At 60.8% G+C, this 15,236-nt stretch carries 17 protein-coding genes and 1 pseudogene; 4 read left to right on the top strand and 14 right to left on the bottom strand.

Features of this window, described 5'->3' with window-relative positions:
- The first annotated feature begins 5 nt into the window (after positions 1-5).
- The gene (locus tag ACSBPU_RS06560; RefSeq protein WP_442596574.1) at positions 6-431 is read left to right on the top strand and encodes a PaaI family thioesterase; all 426 of its coding nucleotides are present in this window, start codon (positions 6-8) and stop codon (positions 429-431) included.
- A gap of 142 nt (positions 432-573) precedes the next feature.
- On the opposite strand, the gene ACSBPU_RS06555 is transcribed toward ACSBPU_RS06560, so the two are convergent.
- Both ACSBPU_RS06555 and ACSBPU_RS06550 read right to left on the bottom strand, forming a co-directional pair.
- Positions 574-1,860 (bottom strand): PQQ-dependent sugar dehydrogenase, encoded by a 1,287-nt coding sequence (locus ACSBPU_RS06555; RefSeq protein WP_442596572.1) that lies wholly within the window; start codon positions 1,858-1,860, stop codon positions 574-576.
- Complete coding sequence (locus ACSBPU_RS06550) at positions 1,857-2,285, bottom strand: DUF2231 domain-containing protein (RefSeq protein WP_442596570.1); 429 nt, start codon at positions 2,283-2,285, stop codon at positions 1,857-1,859. The genes ACSBPU_RS06555 and ACSBPU_RS06550 overlap by 4 nt, the downstream gene beginning before the upstream one ends.
- Before the next feature lie 156 nt (positions 2,286-2,441).
- Between ACSBPU_RS06550 and ACSBPU_RS06545 the strand changes: the two genes are divergently transcribed.
- Complete coding sequence (locus tag ACSBPU_RS06545) at positions 2,442-3,659, top strand: MFS transporter (RefSeq protein ID WP_442596568.1); 1,218 nt, start codon at positions 2,442-2,444, stop codon at positions 3,657-3,659.
- Between the two features lie 77 nt (positions 3,660-3,736).
- Here the strand turns inward: ACSBPU_RS06545 and ACSBPU_RS06540 are convergent, their stop codons facing one another.
- On the bottom strand, positions 3,737-5,797 hold the full coding sequence (locus ACSBPU_RS06540; RefSeq protein WP_442596566.1) for a TonB-dependent receptor domain-containing protein: 2,061 nt from the start codon (positions 5,795-5,797) through the stop codon (positions 3,737-3,739).
- Positions 5,798-5,926: 129 nt separating this feature from the next.
- Here ACSBPU_RS06540 and ACSBPU_RS06535 point away from each other — a divergent pair, with 129 nt between their 5' ends.
- Complete coding sequence (locus ACSBPU_RS06535) at positions 5,927-6,214, top strand: putative signal transducing protein (RefSeq protein WP_442596564.1); 288 nt, start codon at positions 5,927-5,929, stop codon at positions 6,212-6,214.
- Positions 6,215-6,300: 86 nt separating this feature from the next.
- Positions 6,301-6,927: an autotransporter outer membrane beta-barrel domain-containing protein gene (locus ACSBPU_RS06530; protein WP_442596562.1), complete on the top strand. Its 627-nt coding sequence runs from the start codon at positions 6,301-6,303 to the stop codon at positions 6,925-6,927.
- 22 nt (positions 6,928-6,949) lie between these two features.
- On the opposite strand, the gene ACSBPU_RS06525 is transcribed toward ACSBPU_RS06530, so the two are convergent.
- From ACSBPU_RS06525 to ACSBPU_RS06475, 11 genes and pseudogenes are all read right to left on the bottom strand, one after another.
- The gene (locus ACSBPU_RS06525; RefSeq protein ID WP_442596560.1) at positions 6,950-7,273 is read right to left on the bottom strand and encodes a hypothetical protein; all 324 of its coding nucleotides are present in this window, start codon (positions 7,271-7,273) and stop codon (positions 6,950-6,952) included.
- 31 nt (positions 7,274-7,304) lie between these two features.
- Positions 7,305-7,451 (bottom strand): hypothetical protein, encoded by a 147-nt coding sequence (locus ACSBPU_RS06520; protein ID WP_442596558.1) that lies wholly within the window; start codon positions 7,449-7,451, stop codon positions 7,305-7,307.
- An 18-nt stretch (positions 7,452-7,469) separates the two neighbouring features.
- Positions 7,470-8,420 carry an arsenic resistance protein gene (locus tag ACSBPU_RS06515; RefSeq protein WP_442596556.1) on the bottom strand — a complete coding sequence of 317 codons (951 nt, stop codon included), beginning with the start codon at positions 8,418-8,420 and terminating at the stop codon, positions 7,470-7,472.
- Between the two features lie 64 nt (positions 8,421-8,484).
- Positions 8,485-8,784: pseudogene (locus ACSBPU_RS06510) on the bottom strand (helix-turn-helix domain-containing protein); the annotation flags it as partial.
- A gap of 722 nt (positions 8,785-9,506) precedes the next feature.
- On the bottom strand, positions 9,507-10,412 hold the full coding sequence (locus ACSBPU_RS06505; protein ID WP_026484220.1) for an Abi family protein: 906 nt from the start codon (positions 10,410-10,412) through the stop codon (positions 9,507-9,509).
- A gap of 147 nt (positions 10,413-10,559) precedes the next feature.
- Positions 10,560-10,775 carry a DUF2274 domain-containing protein gene (locus ACSBPU_RS06500; RefSeq protein WP_026484219.1) on the bottom strand — a complete coding sequence of 72 codons (216 nt, stop codon included), beginning with the start codon at positions 10,773-10,775 and terminating at the stop codon, positions 10,560-10,562.
- A gap of 4 nt (positions 10,776-10,779) precedes the next feature.
- A complete protein-coding gene (locus ACSBPU_RS06495) occupies positions 10,780-12,018 on the bottom strand; it encodes a TrbI/VirB10 family protein (protein ID WP_026484218.1) in 1,239 nt (412 codons plus the stop codon).
- An 11-nt stretch (positions 12,019-12,029) separates the two neighbouring features.
- On the bottom strand, positions 12,030-13,004 hold the full coding sequence (trbG, locus tag ACSBPU_RS06490; RefSeq protein WP_026484217.1) for a P-type conjugative transfer protein TrbG: 975 nt from the start codon (positions 13,002-13,004) through the stop codon (positions 12,030-12,032).
- Positions 13,001-13,714: a conjugal transfer protein TrbF gene (gene trbF, locus ACSBPU_RS06485; RefSeq protein WP_026484216.1), complete on the bottom strand. Its 714-nt coding sequence runs from the start codon at positions 13,712-13,714 to the stop codon at positions 13,001-13,003. Before trbF ends, trbG begins: the two co-directional genes overlap by 4 nt.
- Positions 13,715-13,726: 12 nt before the next feature.
- Entirely contained in the window at positions 13,727-15,013 is a 1,287-nt protein-coding gene (trbL, locus tag ACSBPU_RS06480) for a P-type conjugative transfer protein TrbL (RefSeq protein ID WP_026484215.1), read from the bottom strand.
- 2 nt (positions 15,014-15,015) lie between these two features.
- A complete protein-coding gene (locus ACSBPU_RS06475; RefSeq protein ID WP_026484214.1) occupies positions 15,016-15,234 on the bottom strand; it encodes a hypothetical protein in 219 nt (72 codons plus the stop codon).
- Positions 15,235-15,236: the final 2 nt, after the last annotated feature.

Below are 15,236 nucleotides of genomic sequence, written 5' to 3'. Positions count from 1 at the left end.
TCACCATGATCGATCTCGACAAGCTCGTCTCCGAAAGCTTCAGCAAGCAAGGCCTGATGGCCACTCTGGGCGCGCACTTGACCCAAGTGTCGGACGGCGAAGTGCATATCGCCCTGCCGTTCTCGACAGCGCTTTCCCAGCAGCACGGCTATGTCCACGCCGGCGCCATCACAAGCATCGTCGACAGCGCATGCGGCTATGCGGCCCTGACGAAGGCGCCCGCGGGGTCCGAGGTCGTCACCGCTGAGTTCAAGATCAATTTCCTGCGTCCCGCCGTCGGCGAGCGCTTCCTGGCCATCGGAAAAGTGCAGAATGCGGGAAGGCTGCTGACCATCTGCTCCGGCGAAGTGCAGGCCTTCATGGGCGGATCCGGCAAAGTCATTGCGCTCATGCAGGCCACGATCGTCTCTGTGGGGCAGCCCGCCGGTTAGGGGTCAGACCCCGCATGGGGTCTGACCCCAAGAATGCTCGGACAAGAGGTCAGACCCCATTCGGGGTCTGACGCCAAGGTTTTCTCGGACCAGGGGTCAGACCCCGTTCGGGGTCTGACCCCACGATCAGTCTGACCCACGATCAGTTCGGCGTTATGCGCCAGACCTTGTTCGATAGATCGTCGGCGACGATGAGGGCGCCGCGCGGATCCACCGTCACGCCAACGGGACGCCCGCGGGTCGTGCCGTCACTGTCGCGGAATCCACTGACAAAATCCACCGGCGGGCCGGATGGACGGCCATCGCGGAATGGCACGAAAACGACTTTGTAGCCGACCGGATCCGGGCGGTTCCAGCTGCCATGCTCGCCCACGAAAGCGCCTTCCCCGAACTGCTGGCCCATTGCGGAATTGGAGAATGACAGTCCCAGCGCCGCCACGTGGGACCCGAGGCTATAGTCGGGCGTGATCGCCGAAGCGACCTTGTCCGGATTTTGCGGGCGAACCCGTTCATCCACGTTCTTTCCCCAATAGCTGTAGGGCCAGCCGTAGAAACCGCCCTCCTTTACGGCGGTGAGATAGTCCGGAACCAGATTGGGACCGATCTCGTCCCGCTCGTTGACCACGGCCCATAGTTGTCCCGTTCCGGGCTGGACGGTGAGCGCGGTGGGATTGCGCAGGCCCGTCGCATAGGGTTTGTGCGCTCCGGTGTCGGCATCCACCTGCCAGACCATGGCGCGGTCGACCTCGGCGGTCATGCCACGCTCGGTGATGTTGCTGTTCGAACCGATGCCCACATACAGGAAGCGGCCATCGGCGCTGGCCGCCAGGGCCTTGGTCCAATGATGATTGATCGCCGAGGGAAGATCCGTCACCTTCTCCGGCGCCCCGCCGGCTTCGGTCTGTCCTTCCTGGTAGGCGAACCGGACCAAGGCATCCTGGTTGGCCACGTACAGATCACCTTCGATCAGCGCAAGTCCGTATGGCGCGTTGAGGTTGTCCGCGAACACCGTCTTCAATTCATAAGTGCCGTCGCCGTCCGCATCGCGCAGCAAGGTCAATCGGTTGCCGCCCTTCACCGGACTGGTGCCTTGCGCCTTGATGTAGCCGGCAATGACGTCCTTGGGCTTGAGCGCGGGCGCGCTGCCGCCCCGGCCTTCGGCAACCAGAATGTCTCCATTGGGCAGCACCAGCGTCTGGCGCGGAATCTTCAGATCTTTGGCGATGGCGGTGATTGTGTAGCCTTCCGGCACAGTAGGCAGCCGGTCACCCCATTCCGCCGGCTCGGCGATGACCATATCGGGCAAAAAGCCGCGCTCGGGCGCCGGCAGCTCGGGATTGGGGCCCACTTGCAACGGTTCCGTTTCCTTTCCGCAGGCCGCCAGCAGCGCCGAGAGCGCGACGATCGTAAACAGGCTCGGATATCTCATTTCGCACCTCCAATACGCGGGGTGCCGAAGCCGAACCATGTCGCCACGCAGGCAAGCACGGTCACGATCACCGATAGAGCGAGCCCGGTGGGCATGACTGCCCATGCATCCCGTGCATGCGTCAAGGCATTGAAGAAGCCGAGCACCAGCGTGACCAGCAAGAGGACGACGTACAGGCCGATGCCGCGCGCACGGCGATGGGCGCGGCACAGGTCCACAATCGCAAAGACCAGCGCGACGCCGGTAAAGATCAGCCCTCCGACGATGAGCCAGGACGCGAAATTCGACCACTGGATTTCATAAGTCGACGCGTAGGCGAAATCGCTCAAGGCGGCGCCGAGAAACAAGGGAATGGTGCCGGCCAATAACAACGCATGGATGGGATGGATGGCTTCGGAATACCTGCGTTCAATGATAATGGTCATCAATACGTCCTCCTCGAGCGAGTGGGGAGTGGGAGCGGTGCGCTCACGGCGCAGGCTGCAGGCAGCAAGCGGCGTGCCATGTCCGCCCCCGTTTGCCGTGGTTCCGTTCTTGGATCAAACTACGACACTTCGGCAAAAGAACTCCAAGAGATATCCATGACACGGGCGGCGCCTACCTGGCTTGTACCTATAGCGGCAATATTCATCCTGCAGACCATCGCCGCATTCCTGTCGAGGTTCATACCCATCATCGCTCCGGCTGTCTCCGAAGAGTTCGGATGGAGCGGCAGCTCCATCGGCTATCTCACCGCCAGCAACTCAATGGGAGGCCTGGCCGTCCTGGTCGCGGGCTCGGCCTTGTTCAAGCTGATAGGAGGAATGCGGACGCTGCAGCTCACGCTGTTCGCCGGGGCCGCCAGCATGGCCTTGTTTCTGCATCCGAGTGTCGGCATCGCCTTGGCGGCGTGCTTCGTGATGGGCCTGAGCAATGGCGCCGCGAATCCCGCCGGAAGCGAAGTCCTGCAACGGTTTTCTCCTCCCGGCAAGCGCAATCTCGTCTTCTCCATCAAACAGGCCGGGGTCCCGCTCGGCGGCGTCATCGCCGGTCTGCTGATTCCCGTGATGGTGGCCTGCGCGGGGTGGCGAACCGCTCTCTTCGTCTGCGCGGCGCTGGTCGTCCTGCCGACCATGCTGACCTGGCGGGTGAGCGCCAGGATCGACGGCCCTCCCGCCACGGGCCGACGGTGGCTGACCAAGCCAGGCCGGCATTCGCTGCAGGCACTCAATGCGCCTCTGCGATCCCTGATGCGCAATCGCGGCCTGCTGAAGATCTCCGTGGTCGGAAGCCTCTTCGCCGTTTCGCAAAGCTGCTGGTTCACGTTCACCGTGATCTACCTGATAGACCGACTGGGGTACTCGCTTGGAGAGGCGGGCGCCGTGTTTGCCGTGATGCAGACGGGGGGCGTCATCGGCCGCATCGGATTGGGCTGGCTCTCCGACCATTTACGCTCGGCCACCGCCTCGCTGTCCCTGGCGGCCCTGGTCTCGGCGGCGACGACGGCACTGCTTGGCGCAAGCAATGCCCAATGGCCTCTATGGACCATCGTCCTGTTGGCCTTCGTTGCGGGATGCTCGGCAGCAAGCTGGAACGGGGTGCAGATCGCCGAAGTGGCCCGACGCTCGCCGCCCGACCTGATTTCGGAAACGGCGGCCGGATCGAGCATATTGGTCAATCTGGTCAACATGCTGGCCCCCACCGCCTTCGCGGCCTTCGTCGCGGTCACCGGGCACTATGACTATGCCTTCGCCGCGGCCGGCGCATGCACGCTGCTGGTCTTGTATTTCCTGCCCCGGGACAAGCAGGCCGCGCCATAGCAGTCTTGTGGGGGGCGGATCCCATACATGAGGGGACAGACCCACGGGGGCGGTCCCCATAGGATCTGTCCTCATGCTCAGAACTCCACCCTTATCCCGGCCATGATGCTGCGGCCCTGGATGGGCGCCGCACGGGAGATGAACGAGGCGTGGTTGTAGGCAAGCTTGTTCAGCAGATTGCTGCCCCGCAGGTAAAGCAGGTAATCGGTGCCGGCCATCTTGCCCTTGTACGAGACGCCTGCGCCCAACAGCCCATAACCCGACGTGGACTCTTCATAGCTTGCAATGCGGCTCTGGCGCAAAACCTGCGTGTATTCCAGGAAGCCGCCCCAACGGTCCCACGCCAAGTCGGTGCGCGCGCCCACACGGGCAGCGGGTATGCGGGGCAGATTGCCGGCTCCGTCGCGCAGCTTGCCACGCACGTAGTCGCCAAAAACGGCCACCGACAAGTTGGGCGATACCCGGTACGAGGCTTCGGCCTCTACGCCCGCGAAAGACGCATCGCCTTGCGTGTACTCGATCAGGCGGAAGTCCTCGTGGCGATCCAGCGTATTGCCATAGATGTAGCCATTGATGCGGCTAAGAAAGAAATTGACTGCAAAGCGCAGGTCTCCGTCGGTCTTGCGCAGACCCAGGTCGACCGTGCGCGCGGTCTCCTTGTCCAGATTGGCGTTGCCCTTCTCATAAGTCAGCGTGGCAAAGTGTACGCCCCGGGCGTAGAGTTCCTGCGCGTTCGGCATGCGCTGCGACCGCGATACCGATAAAGAGGCGGCGTATCCCGGCACGAAGTTCCAGCTCGCTCCCGCTGACAGCGACGTGGCCCTGTCATCGTAGTCGGGCTGGGTACCGCTTTCCGGACTGACCGATTGCCACTCGTGGCGCGCGCCCAGTTCGAAGCGCCAGTCGTTCCATTGATAGTTCTCCAGCATGAACACGCCGGTCGACTGCGTGCGCGTCTTGGGAATGAAGTTCTCCGCGCCCCCAAAGGACGCAAAATCGTAACGGGATGCCTGCATGCCGATTACGCCGTCCCACCCGCCCAGCGGTTTGTGGCGCAACTCCAATCGTCCGTCGTAACCCCGATTGGTGAAAGTCGTCCCCAACTCACCGTCGTCGCGCTCGTCGTGCCGGTAGTCTGTGTACCCGCCACGGAATCGCAGATCCGAGAAGCCTGCGAACGGATCGCGTAGCTCGCCTCGGATATCCAGCCGCTTGCTGCGCAAGTGCGCCGTCGCGGCATGCTCGCCATGATCATGATCGTGATCGTGGCCGTGATCATGGTCGTGATCATGGCCATGGCCGCCGCAATGCAGCGTCGAGCCATGAGGATGGCAGTCCTCGTACTCATGACTATGGCCGGGCAAACCATAGTCGTCCTCGCGATACGAGTAGGCGGCGCCGAGGTAGCCACGGCTTCCTATGAACGACAGCCCGACGCTGCCTGTCGTGCTGTCGGCATTGGAGTTGGGAACTCTGCTGTCGGTCCAGTCCGCCACGCGATAATCATCGGCACGGCGCCTGGCCCCTTCAACATGGACGGCGATATTGCCTTCTCCCGCCGTCAGGCTCACCGCACCCGCACGCTCCTTCGCTGCGCTGGAGCCAAGCACCTCGACCGATCCGCTAAAGCCGTTTTCCGGCACTTCGGTGGGGATCTTGTCGTCCAGCACATTGACCACGCCGCCGATCGCGCCTCCGCCATACAGCAGCGCCGAAGGTCCGCGCAGGATTTCCACACGGCGGGCCAGCAGTGTGTCGACGGTAACGACGTGATCGGGCGACACGGCCGATGCGTCTGCCACTTCCGATCCATCGCTCAGGACCTTGACGCGCGGCGCCGTCTGCCCGCGGATGACGGGCCGGCTCGCGCCGCCGCCGAAAGTATCGGCGCGCACGCCCGGTTCGCTTTCAAGCAGTTCCCCGAGCGTCCCACGCCGGCCCATCGTCAGGCGTTCGCCTTGCAGCACACTGGCCGGCGTCGTCAAGCTGTCGCTATCCAGGCTTAACGGATTGGCCGTCACGATGATGGGCTGCAGGCTTTCGACCCGGGTGGTCGTAGCGGCGGTTGTCTGCGCATGGGCGGATGAAGCAAACGCCATGACCAGGGCGAGCGTCAAGGGGCGGGGTGTCGGTCGCATGAATACTCCTGCTGAAATGGAAAAACAAAGAAGCGCGGCTGGCTTAAGCATCGCGAGAAAATGCAATGTTATAACATAACAAATTAAGAGCGGAAGCTTTGTTGACGCATTCCTCCATTGCGGCATGCCATGGCGGAACTTAAGATAGCCGGAGGAAGCCGGCGTCTGGAAGGCGCGGCCCGCAGCACACCGGAGACCGCCATGAAGATCGTCTATAGAGCCGCTGATATCCTCGAAGCGCACATCGTGTCGGGCATGCTGACCGCCAGCGGTATAGACGCCTACGTCGCCGGCCACTATCTTCAGGGCGCCGTCGGTGATCTGCCGCCTTTCGGCTTGGCTCACGTTTCCGTTCCCGACGACGATTTCGACGCGGCGATCGCTGTAATCAAAGAGTACGAATCGGGCGGCGAATGAAGTGAAAAAACCACATGATCCGACTGCGGTCACGATATACTTACGCCTCTTAACTAAATGTAACTGCAGCCTGAGACTGATTTATCGTGAAGCGACCTTATGCCGGGCAAATTGACCAGGCCGGCCCATGGTTGTTGGCGGGCGCCGTACATGCCGGATATGGAAGCTATGACTCCAGCTCGCTCTTCACGATTGGCGACGACCTATGGAGCGCAGCCAATACGAATGAAGTCTGGACCGCCGGCGTGAGGCTGCGAGCCGCGTACGAGCATACATTCGGCGACTGGTACATCCGCCCCTATGCCGAACTCGACGTACTTCATACTTACATGCCCGGCTATACGCTGTCCGGAGACGGCGCAACACTGCAGGCCAGCTCCATGAAAGAATGGAGCGTTGCATTCGAGCCGACGATAGAAGCCGGTACGCGCGTCGACCTGGGCGGATACGGATGGCTGCGCCCCTATGTGTCGCTCGGCGCAACGTTCATCAACAACAAAGGACTGAACAGCACGGTGTCCTTCTCCGACAACGGCAGGCCCGGAGTCACCTTCAACTCGACGACTGCAATGCCCACACGGATGTTCAACGTGGGTGCAGGCGTTCAGCTCTTTGCGGAAGACAAGTACGAACTGCGCGCGGAGTACAAGGCCCAGATGGCGACGGGCTTCCGCAATCAGGAACTTAGCCTGCGGGTGGCCATTCCCTTCTGACGCGGGTCCGACATAAGCACGACTATGATCGAATGTATATCCACCCGTCCTGCTGCAGGCGGACAAGTTCGAGGATGGCGGCTCGGTCCAGCACGCGAAGGGGCGCCCGGCTTTCCTTATTGAGTCGCGCCAAGGTATTCGGGCACGCCCAGGTGAACGCGTCGGCCTCCGCGTGCGCCTGATCCAAGGCAGCGGCGACGGCCTCGGCATTGACGACGATGTGTATATCTACCTCAGGCGCATCCCGCCTGAGGTTCATCGCGTTGTTGCGCGCCCGCTGAAGGGCCGCGGACGTAGGCGCATGCTGCAGCACTTTCAGAACTTGATGCTGGGGATCTTGGGTCATAATCAAATGAGCAAACCAATAAAGGGAGGGTTCAGAACCGAAGCCGGCTGGCAGCGGATTTCAGCGCGCTTTGCAGCAACTCTTCGATGGACGGATGGTAGTACGACATTGCCAGCAGCTCATTCACCGTCTGATTTTGTGGATGGGCACGGCCGTGGATCACGCTCTGCTTTGACACGCTGCGGGTGGCCAGCTCTCAGGACAACCGAGGGATCAAACGCACATACACAGGCAAGAAACACAGTTCGACGATGGTTTGCGTCAGGATGACAGCCGGAAGCAAAGGAACGCCCCCCGGCACGGCGAAGGCGAGTGGCAGAATGACCAGCGAATTGCGGTAGGACGCCGAGAACGAGACGGCTCTGGCCGATATGGCATCCAGACGCATGAGGCCTGCAGCGAGCTTGCCGATCAGCGGCGCAATAAGCGCGAAAACGATATAGATCGGCGCCGCATGCAATGCCGCTCTCTGTGCCAGGCCGATTTGCGGCATGACCGACGCCAACACAACGAACAACACGAACGCGGTAGCCGGAACGGGAAGCAAATCAAGCACACGGCCTGCTTTGGCCAGTTTTTCATTACGACGCATCAGGGCCTGCACCACCGCTGCCAAGACAAGTGGCACAGCGATCAGCCAGATGAAGGCATGAAGAAACGGACCTGCCGCCACGATATTCGAAACCTCGCTTCCCAGCATGAAGTTCAGGTAGGCCGGCAGAAGCAGCATCTGCAAGACCAGCAGCATGGGCGTCATCGCAAGCAATGCGCGCGCATTTCCTCTGCCCAGATGGGTGAAGGTAATGACGTAGTCGATGCAGGGCGTGAGCAAGACAAACAGTACACCCAACCGCAGCATGGGGTCCTCAGGCAGAAGCTGAATCAGCCCTGCGGAAATAGCAGGCATCGCCACGAAGTTCGCCGCAACAAGCGCAGCTATAAAGCGGACATTGCGAAATGCCGCAGCGATTTCCGCCAGAGGCACCTGAAAGAAGGTCGCAAAAAGCATTAACGCCAGAGCTGGATTGATGACGCGCTCAAAAGAACTGGCGGCAGGCGTGGTCAGCCCAAACGCAGCGCCTCCAATAATCGCCAGAAAGTAAATTGTGACTTGGCGGGCGTCGAGTGCGCTTCTTAATTTTTCCATACCATCTTCAGTTCAAATTGTTCCGGGCCGTTTCACATATCCATAGCGCGATCCGCGCTCATTATCAGGCTTGCAGGCTGTTGAAGAAAGTGCGCCGGTAATTTGAGGGCGAAGTGCCCAACTGACTCGCGAACTGCTGTCGCAGGGACAAGGTTGTGCCGAAGCCAACCTCCGAAGCAATACACTCCACAGAACGCTCAGTGGTCTCGAGCAGTCGCTGGGCTTGAGCCACCCGTTCAGCGTTCAGCCATTTGGTAACGGTGGTGCCCGTGGCTTCCCGAAAGCGACGTGTAAAGGTCCGGCGGCTCATGTGAGCGACTTCGGCCAGCGTATCGACGGAAAGGTTCTCCGATAAATTGGGCCGAAGTCGATCCTCAGGGCGATGTGCGAGCGCTGCGGTTGGTGATCGCTGTTTGATAACTGTTATCAAAAAAGCTATGCTGCGTGCTTGACTCCCGCGCCCGGACACAGACCATAGCCGACCTGTTCCTCGCTACGAAAAATAGGGTGTGCGCAGACGCATACACGACAACTATCTGATCCTTTATCGCGTTGACGCCGAACCAGTCACGGTATTGCATGTGCTGAACAGTGCCATGAACTACGCGCATGAGCGATAACCACAGAGCCATGATCTACGCCAAGCCGCGCAACCCAAGTCCCGACGCGGTGGGCCAACACCTGCTTTTTGTATTGCACGGCTAAAATTACATCGGAACTACACCAAGAAGCCATAGCGTAGTTCATAATCTATTGAGTTTAATGGATAAAATAGACCTATCCTCGCATACTCCCATGGTGCTGGAAGGGGTAAATTTTAGCGTAGAGAAATGATAATTTTCTCTTATTTTTCAATTAGATATAGCATGTGCGCCATAATTGTACCCACTACGATTTTGGCGTGTTTTGGCATGGTTTGGCGCTGGGTTTACACCAAAATTACACCATCAAAAAGTGGGGTAACTTGGAGCACACCCGAGCGTATGCAGGCATACTTTGCTTATGTGCTCCTGGGTATGCTGAGCCACCACTTTCAACTGTTGGTACGGAGCTTTGTACCGGCTTCACTCCGGCGAAGGGACCAAGCTAACGCCAGCCCGATCGTTCGTTCCAGTCTGCTGGAAAGCCTATGTCTGCTCTGGAAATCCGTGGGTATTTTTCAAACAGTGCGGCGAGCTGGCCAGACCAATCTTGTGGCAGGCCTGTTTGAGTGAGCAGATAATTGATGACCGTCGCTACGGCATAGAAAGACTTGGAATCCACAAACCGAATACTTGCCTGGCGATAGCTCCTCGGACCCACACCAAGGGTCACGCGCAGCAACTGACCGTTGTGGGCAACCAAGTTACGTAGCACAGTCAAGGCGTGAATCCATGACTCGAAGACTTCGGGTACGGAAACCTTGAAGCGTTGACTTATCGCTTTTCGGTCCACCGGATCTTTCAGGTGCTTGAATATCCTGGACCACAATCCGAAGGTAACGCACTCGCAAACCGACCAGCTCGGAGGTAGCGGCGGTTCGCTGTAGGTCGAAAAATAGTGCTTGACGAAAGTTTTGTCGCGAGCCCGATGCACTTCGTCTTCGATTTTCTTTTTAAGGTCTGCTACCGCCTGACGCTTGCCGGGATCGAATAGCCCCTCATCCAAAAACCAATGCGGTGAATGCTTCTGACTGAGGTAGTTCACCATAACTGATCGCACTGCGACTTCAAGCCGGGCGATGGCTGCCATAGTGAGTGTGCGCAATTCATGATCGAATTCGCACCGCTCGACAAGATGCAGGAAGGTGTAGCCTTGTGGGAATGCCTTGGTATCGGAATCAACAAGGTGATGCCAGTACCCTTTGAGTCGATAGCCGCCAACGAAGCGCATATAGTTCAGCGCCATGTCTCTTTGTTTCCCCTCGACGAGCAAGCCTTGCCGCTCCAATTTCACAAGGAGCTGCTCGGGCGATGTTGCTGGCTTGTCGAAGGGGACGCGAGTAGGATCCATTGGCAGGTAATAGACGCAAAAAACCCGCCTTTTGCACGTCTGCCTAAGGCAGAACCCTACTCGAAAGTAGGACGTGTGGCGGGTGTGTTGCTGTTGATTTTAACTCAGTCAGTAGACCAAGGCAACAGACCTCCTCGCGACTCCCGCTCACCCCTGCCGCCGACGTTTAAAACCACGGTCATTCGTAAGAAAGTGGGCCAGCATGTGGGGGATCAAGGCCGCAGCATCAACCTGCTCACCATAGAGTTCACTGTGTGCAACGGCATATCTCTCTAGATCCTCCTTCAGCGCTGCCGGCAGGTTGAGAGTCAGCTTGGCGCTATCCTGGCGCGGCAGCGGGCCCAATTTCAATTTCGTCACCATCGAGTCACCTATTGATAAACAGCGGTCGGTATGGCCGCAGGGTCAGATCACGGCTTACTACCACCCGCACCAGCATGCCCTGGCGGATGGTCAGCGTCGGCTGGATGTTCATGTTGCGCCGGGTCATTTCCTGGCCGACCTGATTTACGGTTTCATGCACGCTGTCGCGGGTGGCGATGACGATGCGGCCGTCCTTGCTGGAGGTGTCAGGCGCGGCCAGCTCGGCAGCCACACCCAGCAGTGTCGTCAGGGCTGCGCCGGCCAGTATCCGGTCCCAGTGCCAGTCCACTTCATCTTCCAGGCCCGCAAAGCCCGCCGTGTCCGCAGCGGCCAGGCTGTCGAGCGCCACTGACGAGGTATCCGGCAGGATGATGCGGTCCCAAACGGCTTGAACTCGACTCTGGCCGTACGCCACCTGGCTGTTGTAGCGGCCGATCAGGCGAGAGCCTTGCGGGATAAGCACGTGCTGACCGGTCGCGCTGTCATAGACCGGCTCGGTGACGGTGGCGATGATGTCGCCCGGCAGATCAGACTTGATGCCCGTCACCAGGGCTGCAGAGATCACGGTGCCTGCCATCAAGGAGTACGGCGCACGCGGGGCCGTCAGTGCCTGAGAACTCCCCGCACCTTGCGCCCCGGAACGGGCAAATGCTTCTTTGTTGCCCTGCAGGTTCTGGGCGGGCACGGCATCGGTGACGCTGGCTGCACCTTCGACAAGCGCCAGATCAGGCACGGCTGGCACTGCAGCACCGCCCGATGGCTGGGGCGAAGCATTGCCTCGACCTGCCGTCTTGTAGAACAGCGGTGCACGTGCTGCTTCTTCGGCTTCCTTCAGGCGCGCCAGTCGCTCAGCTTCAGCAGCATCCGGCCCACCAGACAAGCGAACTTCCGCTTCCCGTTCAGCCCGCAGGATGGGACGCCCCAGATCGCCTGGCAAGGGCTCACCTAGTTCGGGAATAGGTTCGGGTGGCGGTGGCAATCTCACCTGGCTGTAGTCACGCGGCAGGCTCTCCAGACCTTCAGCGCGGGAGATGCGATCCACGTTGTACAGTTCTTCAGTGGCTCCTTGGTCGCGACGTACCGGCTGCAAGGACCACATCAGCGCGCCCATCACCAACAGCAGCCCGCCACCGGCCAGCACGGCCAGAGTGCGCCGGTTCAGGCGCGTCACGCGCTGGGGCGCGGCGCGAAGGCTGACCGACTCGGGCGAGACCTTCGTGCCAGCAGTTTTTTCATCCGTCATGGCAGCCACCGTCAGCGAGAGTTCACGTCATTGCGGCTGATGCGCACGACCTGCTGGCGCTCTCCGCCCAGCCTCAGTTCCACCGCGCCAAACAACCTGTCCACGACATAGTAAGGCGGCTGGTAACGGTGGTTGACCAGTTGCGGCTCGCCATCTGGTCCCACCAGGAACAAAGGCGGCAGCTCGCCCTGCGCGATGCCCGCAGGGAACTGGATATAGACCTTCTGCCCGTCATCGAAGGCGCGCAGCGGACGCCAGGCCGGCTTGTCGCCGGTGATGTCGTAGCGGAAACGCAGTTGATCAATGGACAGGCCCGCAGCCAGCGGCGTGACTTGGCGCGCCGCCTGCGCCTGGGCGTTCAGGGCATCGAGCCGGTCTTGGGGGTAGTCCCAAGAAACGGATGCCATCCAGGCGGATTCGGTCGAAGTCAGCTCCAGCAGGTAGATGCGCCGGTCGGTCGTCACGACCAAGTTCGTTTTCAGGCCGGCCCGCACAGGTTTGACCTGCAAGTTCGGGCGCTGTGTCGTACCGCTGCCGCTTGTCGAGTCCCCGACAATCCAACGCACGGTGTCGCCGGCAGATACGTCGATCAGCCGTTCTCCTAGCTGCAACTGTATGAGCGTCACGCGTCCGGGGCTGGCATAGACCTGGTACAGCGCCCCTTCGGTGTAGGGCCAGACTTGGATGGCGTTGATGAAGCCATCCCGCGTCGGAGCCATCCTGGCTTCCTTGTTGGCCTGCGCCACCCGCGTGGCGGGATTGGCAGGTTCGGGCTTGGCGGGTTTCGCGTCGATCTCTTTCAACTGCCCCGGCAGCGGCAGAGGCTCCGGCATCGCGACGACCTCAATAGGCGTGGCCGGCTCGTCCAGCGCGAAGGCTTCCGCTACCCTCACCTCATCCAACGAGATTTCCGGCGGTGGTGTACCACGTGACGCGCATCCGGCCAGCACGCCGCAAACGATCACAACCAGGCTTAGCGATTTCATGGGGCGATTCCTCCTGAAGTTTGTCCGGACGACAGTTGGCGACTCCAACTGATGCCATCCACGTAGATGCCCAAGGGATTGGCGCGAAGCTTGGCCTCGGTGTTTGGCGCTTGCAGCACGACCGTGAGAATCCCGGTCCAACGCTCAGTGCCGGCCAGCGAGCCGTTTACGTATCGACGCTCGGCCCACTGCACCTGGAAGGACCGATCACTGGCGCGTACGATGCTTTCGATCTCGACCGTCACGCTCTCCTTGCCAACCTTGGCAAATGGATCATTGGCTCGGGCGTGTTCGTTCAGGAAGGCTGCGCCGCGATCTGTGGTGTAGTGGTAGGCCGCCAGCCAGTTGTCGCGCACCACTACCGGATCCAGGGAAATGGCCCGCACACGCTGCATGAAGCCCGCCAGGTGGTGGGCAATCTGGGCGTCCGTTGGCTGGTAAGGCGCTTCAGCTGGGCCCACAGCACGCACCTGTCCGAGCGTGTCCACTTCAACCACAAAGGGCGTGACTAACGATTGCGAGGAGCGCCAGACGTAGGCCCCCGACATCACCACCGCCCAAGCAACGCATGCAAAGGCCATCAGCCGCCAGTTGCGAGCTTGCGCGAGGGAACTGCCCAGGCGCCCATCCCAGACCTGGCCCGCCTTCTGATACGGCGTGACCGGCTCAGGGGTCTGGCCATACTTCACGCTAGGTCGTCTAAAAAGCATCTCTTGTCTCCTTTACGAATTCGAGTCATCGCGCAGGCTGGGGCTGGAGCTGCCGCCACCACCGCCGTCACCAGAGCGCACGGCGTGGGCGGCCACCGTCGCACCGTGGGCCACACCTTGGCGGGCCTGCGCCCGCTTGGCCCAGGCTGGAGGTTGATTGGGCGCGGGCGACGCAACGGAAGAAGACGCTCCTCCAGCGCCTGCTCCGGCTCCCTTCAACCCCGCCTTCAGCCGCTTGCCGACCGACGCTGCGCCGGTTCGGGCCACCTGCTGCAAGCCAGCGGCCACCGCCTTGCCTCCGGTCTGGCCCGAGAAACTCGCCCCTTCGACATAGGCATTGCGTGCGCTCTTTGCCACGGACGCACCCGCCCGCACGCCTCCCACGCCAGCGCGTCCAGCGGCTAGGCCTGTTCGCGCCGCCAGGCCTGCGCCAGCGACACCGGCTGCAGCCACGCCTGCCACGCCCAGAGCCGTGCCGGCAGCAGCGCCAGCGCCAAGTTGCGGCGCACCTGACACCAATCCGGTCGCAATCCCCGGCCCGAAGATGCCCAGGCCCAGCATGGCAAGTGAGGCTAGCATCAGGGCTACAGCCTGATTCATGGTCGGCTCGGGGCCGAGGCCTGTACGAAAATCATTGAAGACGTGCGTGCTGATGCCCATGATGACCGCCAGCACCAACACCTTGATGCCGGCGGACACAACGTTCCCCAAGACCTTTTCCGCAAGGAACGACGTCTTGTTCCAGAGCGCAAACGGCACCAGCACAAACCCGGCCAGCGTCGTTAGCTTGAACTCGATCAGCGTGATAAAGAGCTGAATGGCCAGCACTAGAAAGCCCAGCACCACCACTATCCACGCGAGAAACAAGATCACGATGGTGTCCAGGTTGGCGAACACCTTGGTGATGCCGGACAACTCGCCAATGCGCTTCAACAACGGCGCCCCGGCATCCACTCCCACCTGAGCCAGCCGCCCAGGCTGCAGAAACTCCGTGATCGACAAAGACGAGCCGGAGGCCGTCAGGCCCAGTCCGGCAAAGGATTTGAAAAGGATGGCCGAGAGCGCATTGAAGTTGCCGATGATGAAAGCGAAGGCTCCCACATACAGCACCTTCTTGATGAGCTTGGCCATCACGTCATCTTGGCCGCCCATCGCCCACCACAGGCCGGCCAGCGTCATGTCGATAACGACCAGCGTGGCCGTCAAAAAGGCGACCTCCCCGCCCAGCAGCCCAAAGCCGCTGTCGATATAGCGCGAGAAGACCTGCGTGAACTTGTCGATGATGGCCAGATCGTTCATGGTCAGAACCCCTCCACCGGCTGCGGGGTGTACTGCGCTTTGCCATCACCAATAAAACGCTCACGTGCGGCCTTGGCGTCGCGTAGCGCCTCGGCTTTCTCCGTAGGCGACACCGGGAACGCTTCGCCCGACGATTCACGGGCGTCCGCCTCTGGCCGCTGATCGCTGCAAGCGGCCAGCACGGACAGACATATGATCGAAAGCAAAACCCGGTAGTGCATGA

It is taken from the genome of Parapusillimonas sp. JC17 (assembly GCF_052180245.1).
Classification (GTDB): domain Bacteria; phylum Pseudomonadota; class Gammaproteobacteria; order Burkholderiales; family Burkholderiaceae_B; genus Parapusillimonas.
Note: the sequence above shows the minus strand (reverse complement) of the source record. Positions and strands in the feature narration are given on the sequence as shown.

Bases quoted from the DNA above. Each gene is read 5' to 3' on its own strand.
- ACSBPU_RS06560 (WP_442596574.1), top strand. From the start codon at position 6: ATGATCGATCTCGACAAGCTCGTCTCCGAAAGCTTCAGCAAGCAAGGC.
- ACSBPU_RS06555 (WP_442596572.1), bottom strand. From the start codon at position 1,860: ATGAGATATCCGAGCCTGTTTACGATCGTCGCGCTCTCGGCGCTGCTG.
- ACSBPU_RS06550 (WP_442596570.1), bottom strand. From the start codon at position 2,285: ATGACCATTATCATTGAACGCAGGTATTCCGAAGCCATCCATCCCATC.
- ACSBPU_RS06545 (WP_442596568.1), top strand. From the start codon at position 2,442: ATGACACGGGCGGCGCCTACCTGGCTTGTACCTATAGCGGCAATATTC.
- ACSBPU_RS06540 (WP_442596566.1), bottom strand. From the start codon at position 5,797: ATGCGACCGACACCCCGCCCCTTGACGCTCGCCCTGGTCATGGCGTTT.
- ACSBPU_RS06535 (WP_442596564.1), top strand. From the start codon at position 5,927: ATGGCGGAACTTAAGATAGCCGGAGGAAGCCGGCGTCTGGAAGGCGCG.
- ACSBPU_RS06525 (WP_442596560.1), bottom strand. From the start codon at position 7,273: ATGACCCAAGATCCCCAGCATCAAGTTCTGAAAGTGCTGCAGCATGCG.
- ACSBPU_RS06515 (WP_442596556.1), bottom strand. From the start codon at position 8,420: ATGGAAAAATTAAGAAGCGCACTCGACGCCCGCCAAGTCACAATTTAC.
- ACSBPU_RS06505 (WP_026484220.1), bottom strand. From the start codon at position 10,412: ATGGATCCTACTCGCGTCCCCTTCGACAAGCCAGCAACATCGCCCGAG.
- ACSBPU_RS06500 (WP_026484219.1), bottom strand. From the start codon at position 10,775: ATGGTGACGAAATTGAAATTGGGCCCGCTGCCGCGCCAGGATAGCGCC.
- ACSBPU_RS06495 (WP_026484218.1), bottom strand. From the start codon at position 12,018: ATGACGGATGAAAAAACTGCTGGCACGAAGGTCTCGCCCGAGTCGGTC.
- trbG (WP_026484217.1), bottom strand. From the start codon at position 13,004: ATGAAATCGCTAAGCCTGGTTGTGATCGTTTGCGGCGTGCTGGCCGGA.
- trbF (WP_026484216.1), bottom strand. From the start codon at position 13,714: ATGCTTTTTAGACGACCTAGCGTGAAGTATGGCCAGACCCCTGAGCCG.
- trbL (WP_026484215.1), bottom strand. From the start codon at position 15,013: ATGAACGATCTGGCCATCATCGACAAGTTCACGCAGGTCTTCTCGCGC.
- ACSBPU_RS06475 (WP_026484214.1), bottom strand. From the start codon at position 15,234: ATGCACTACCGGGTTTTGCTTTCGATCATATGTCTGTCCGTGCTGGCC.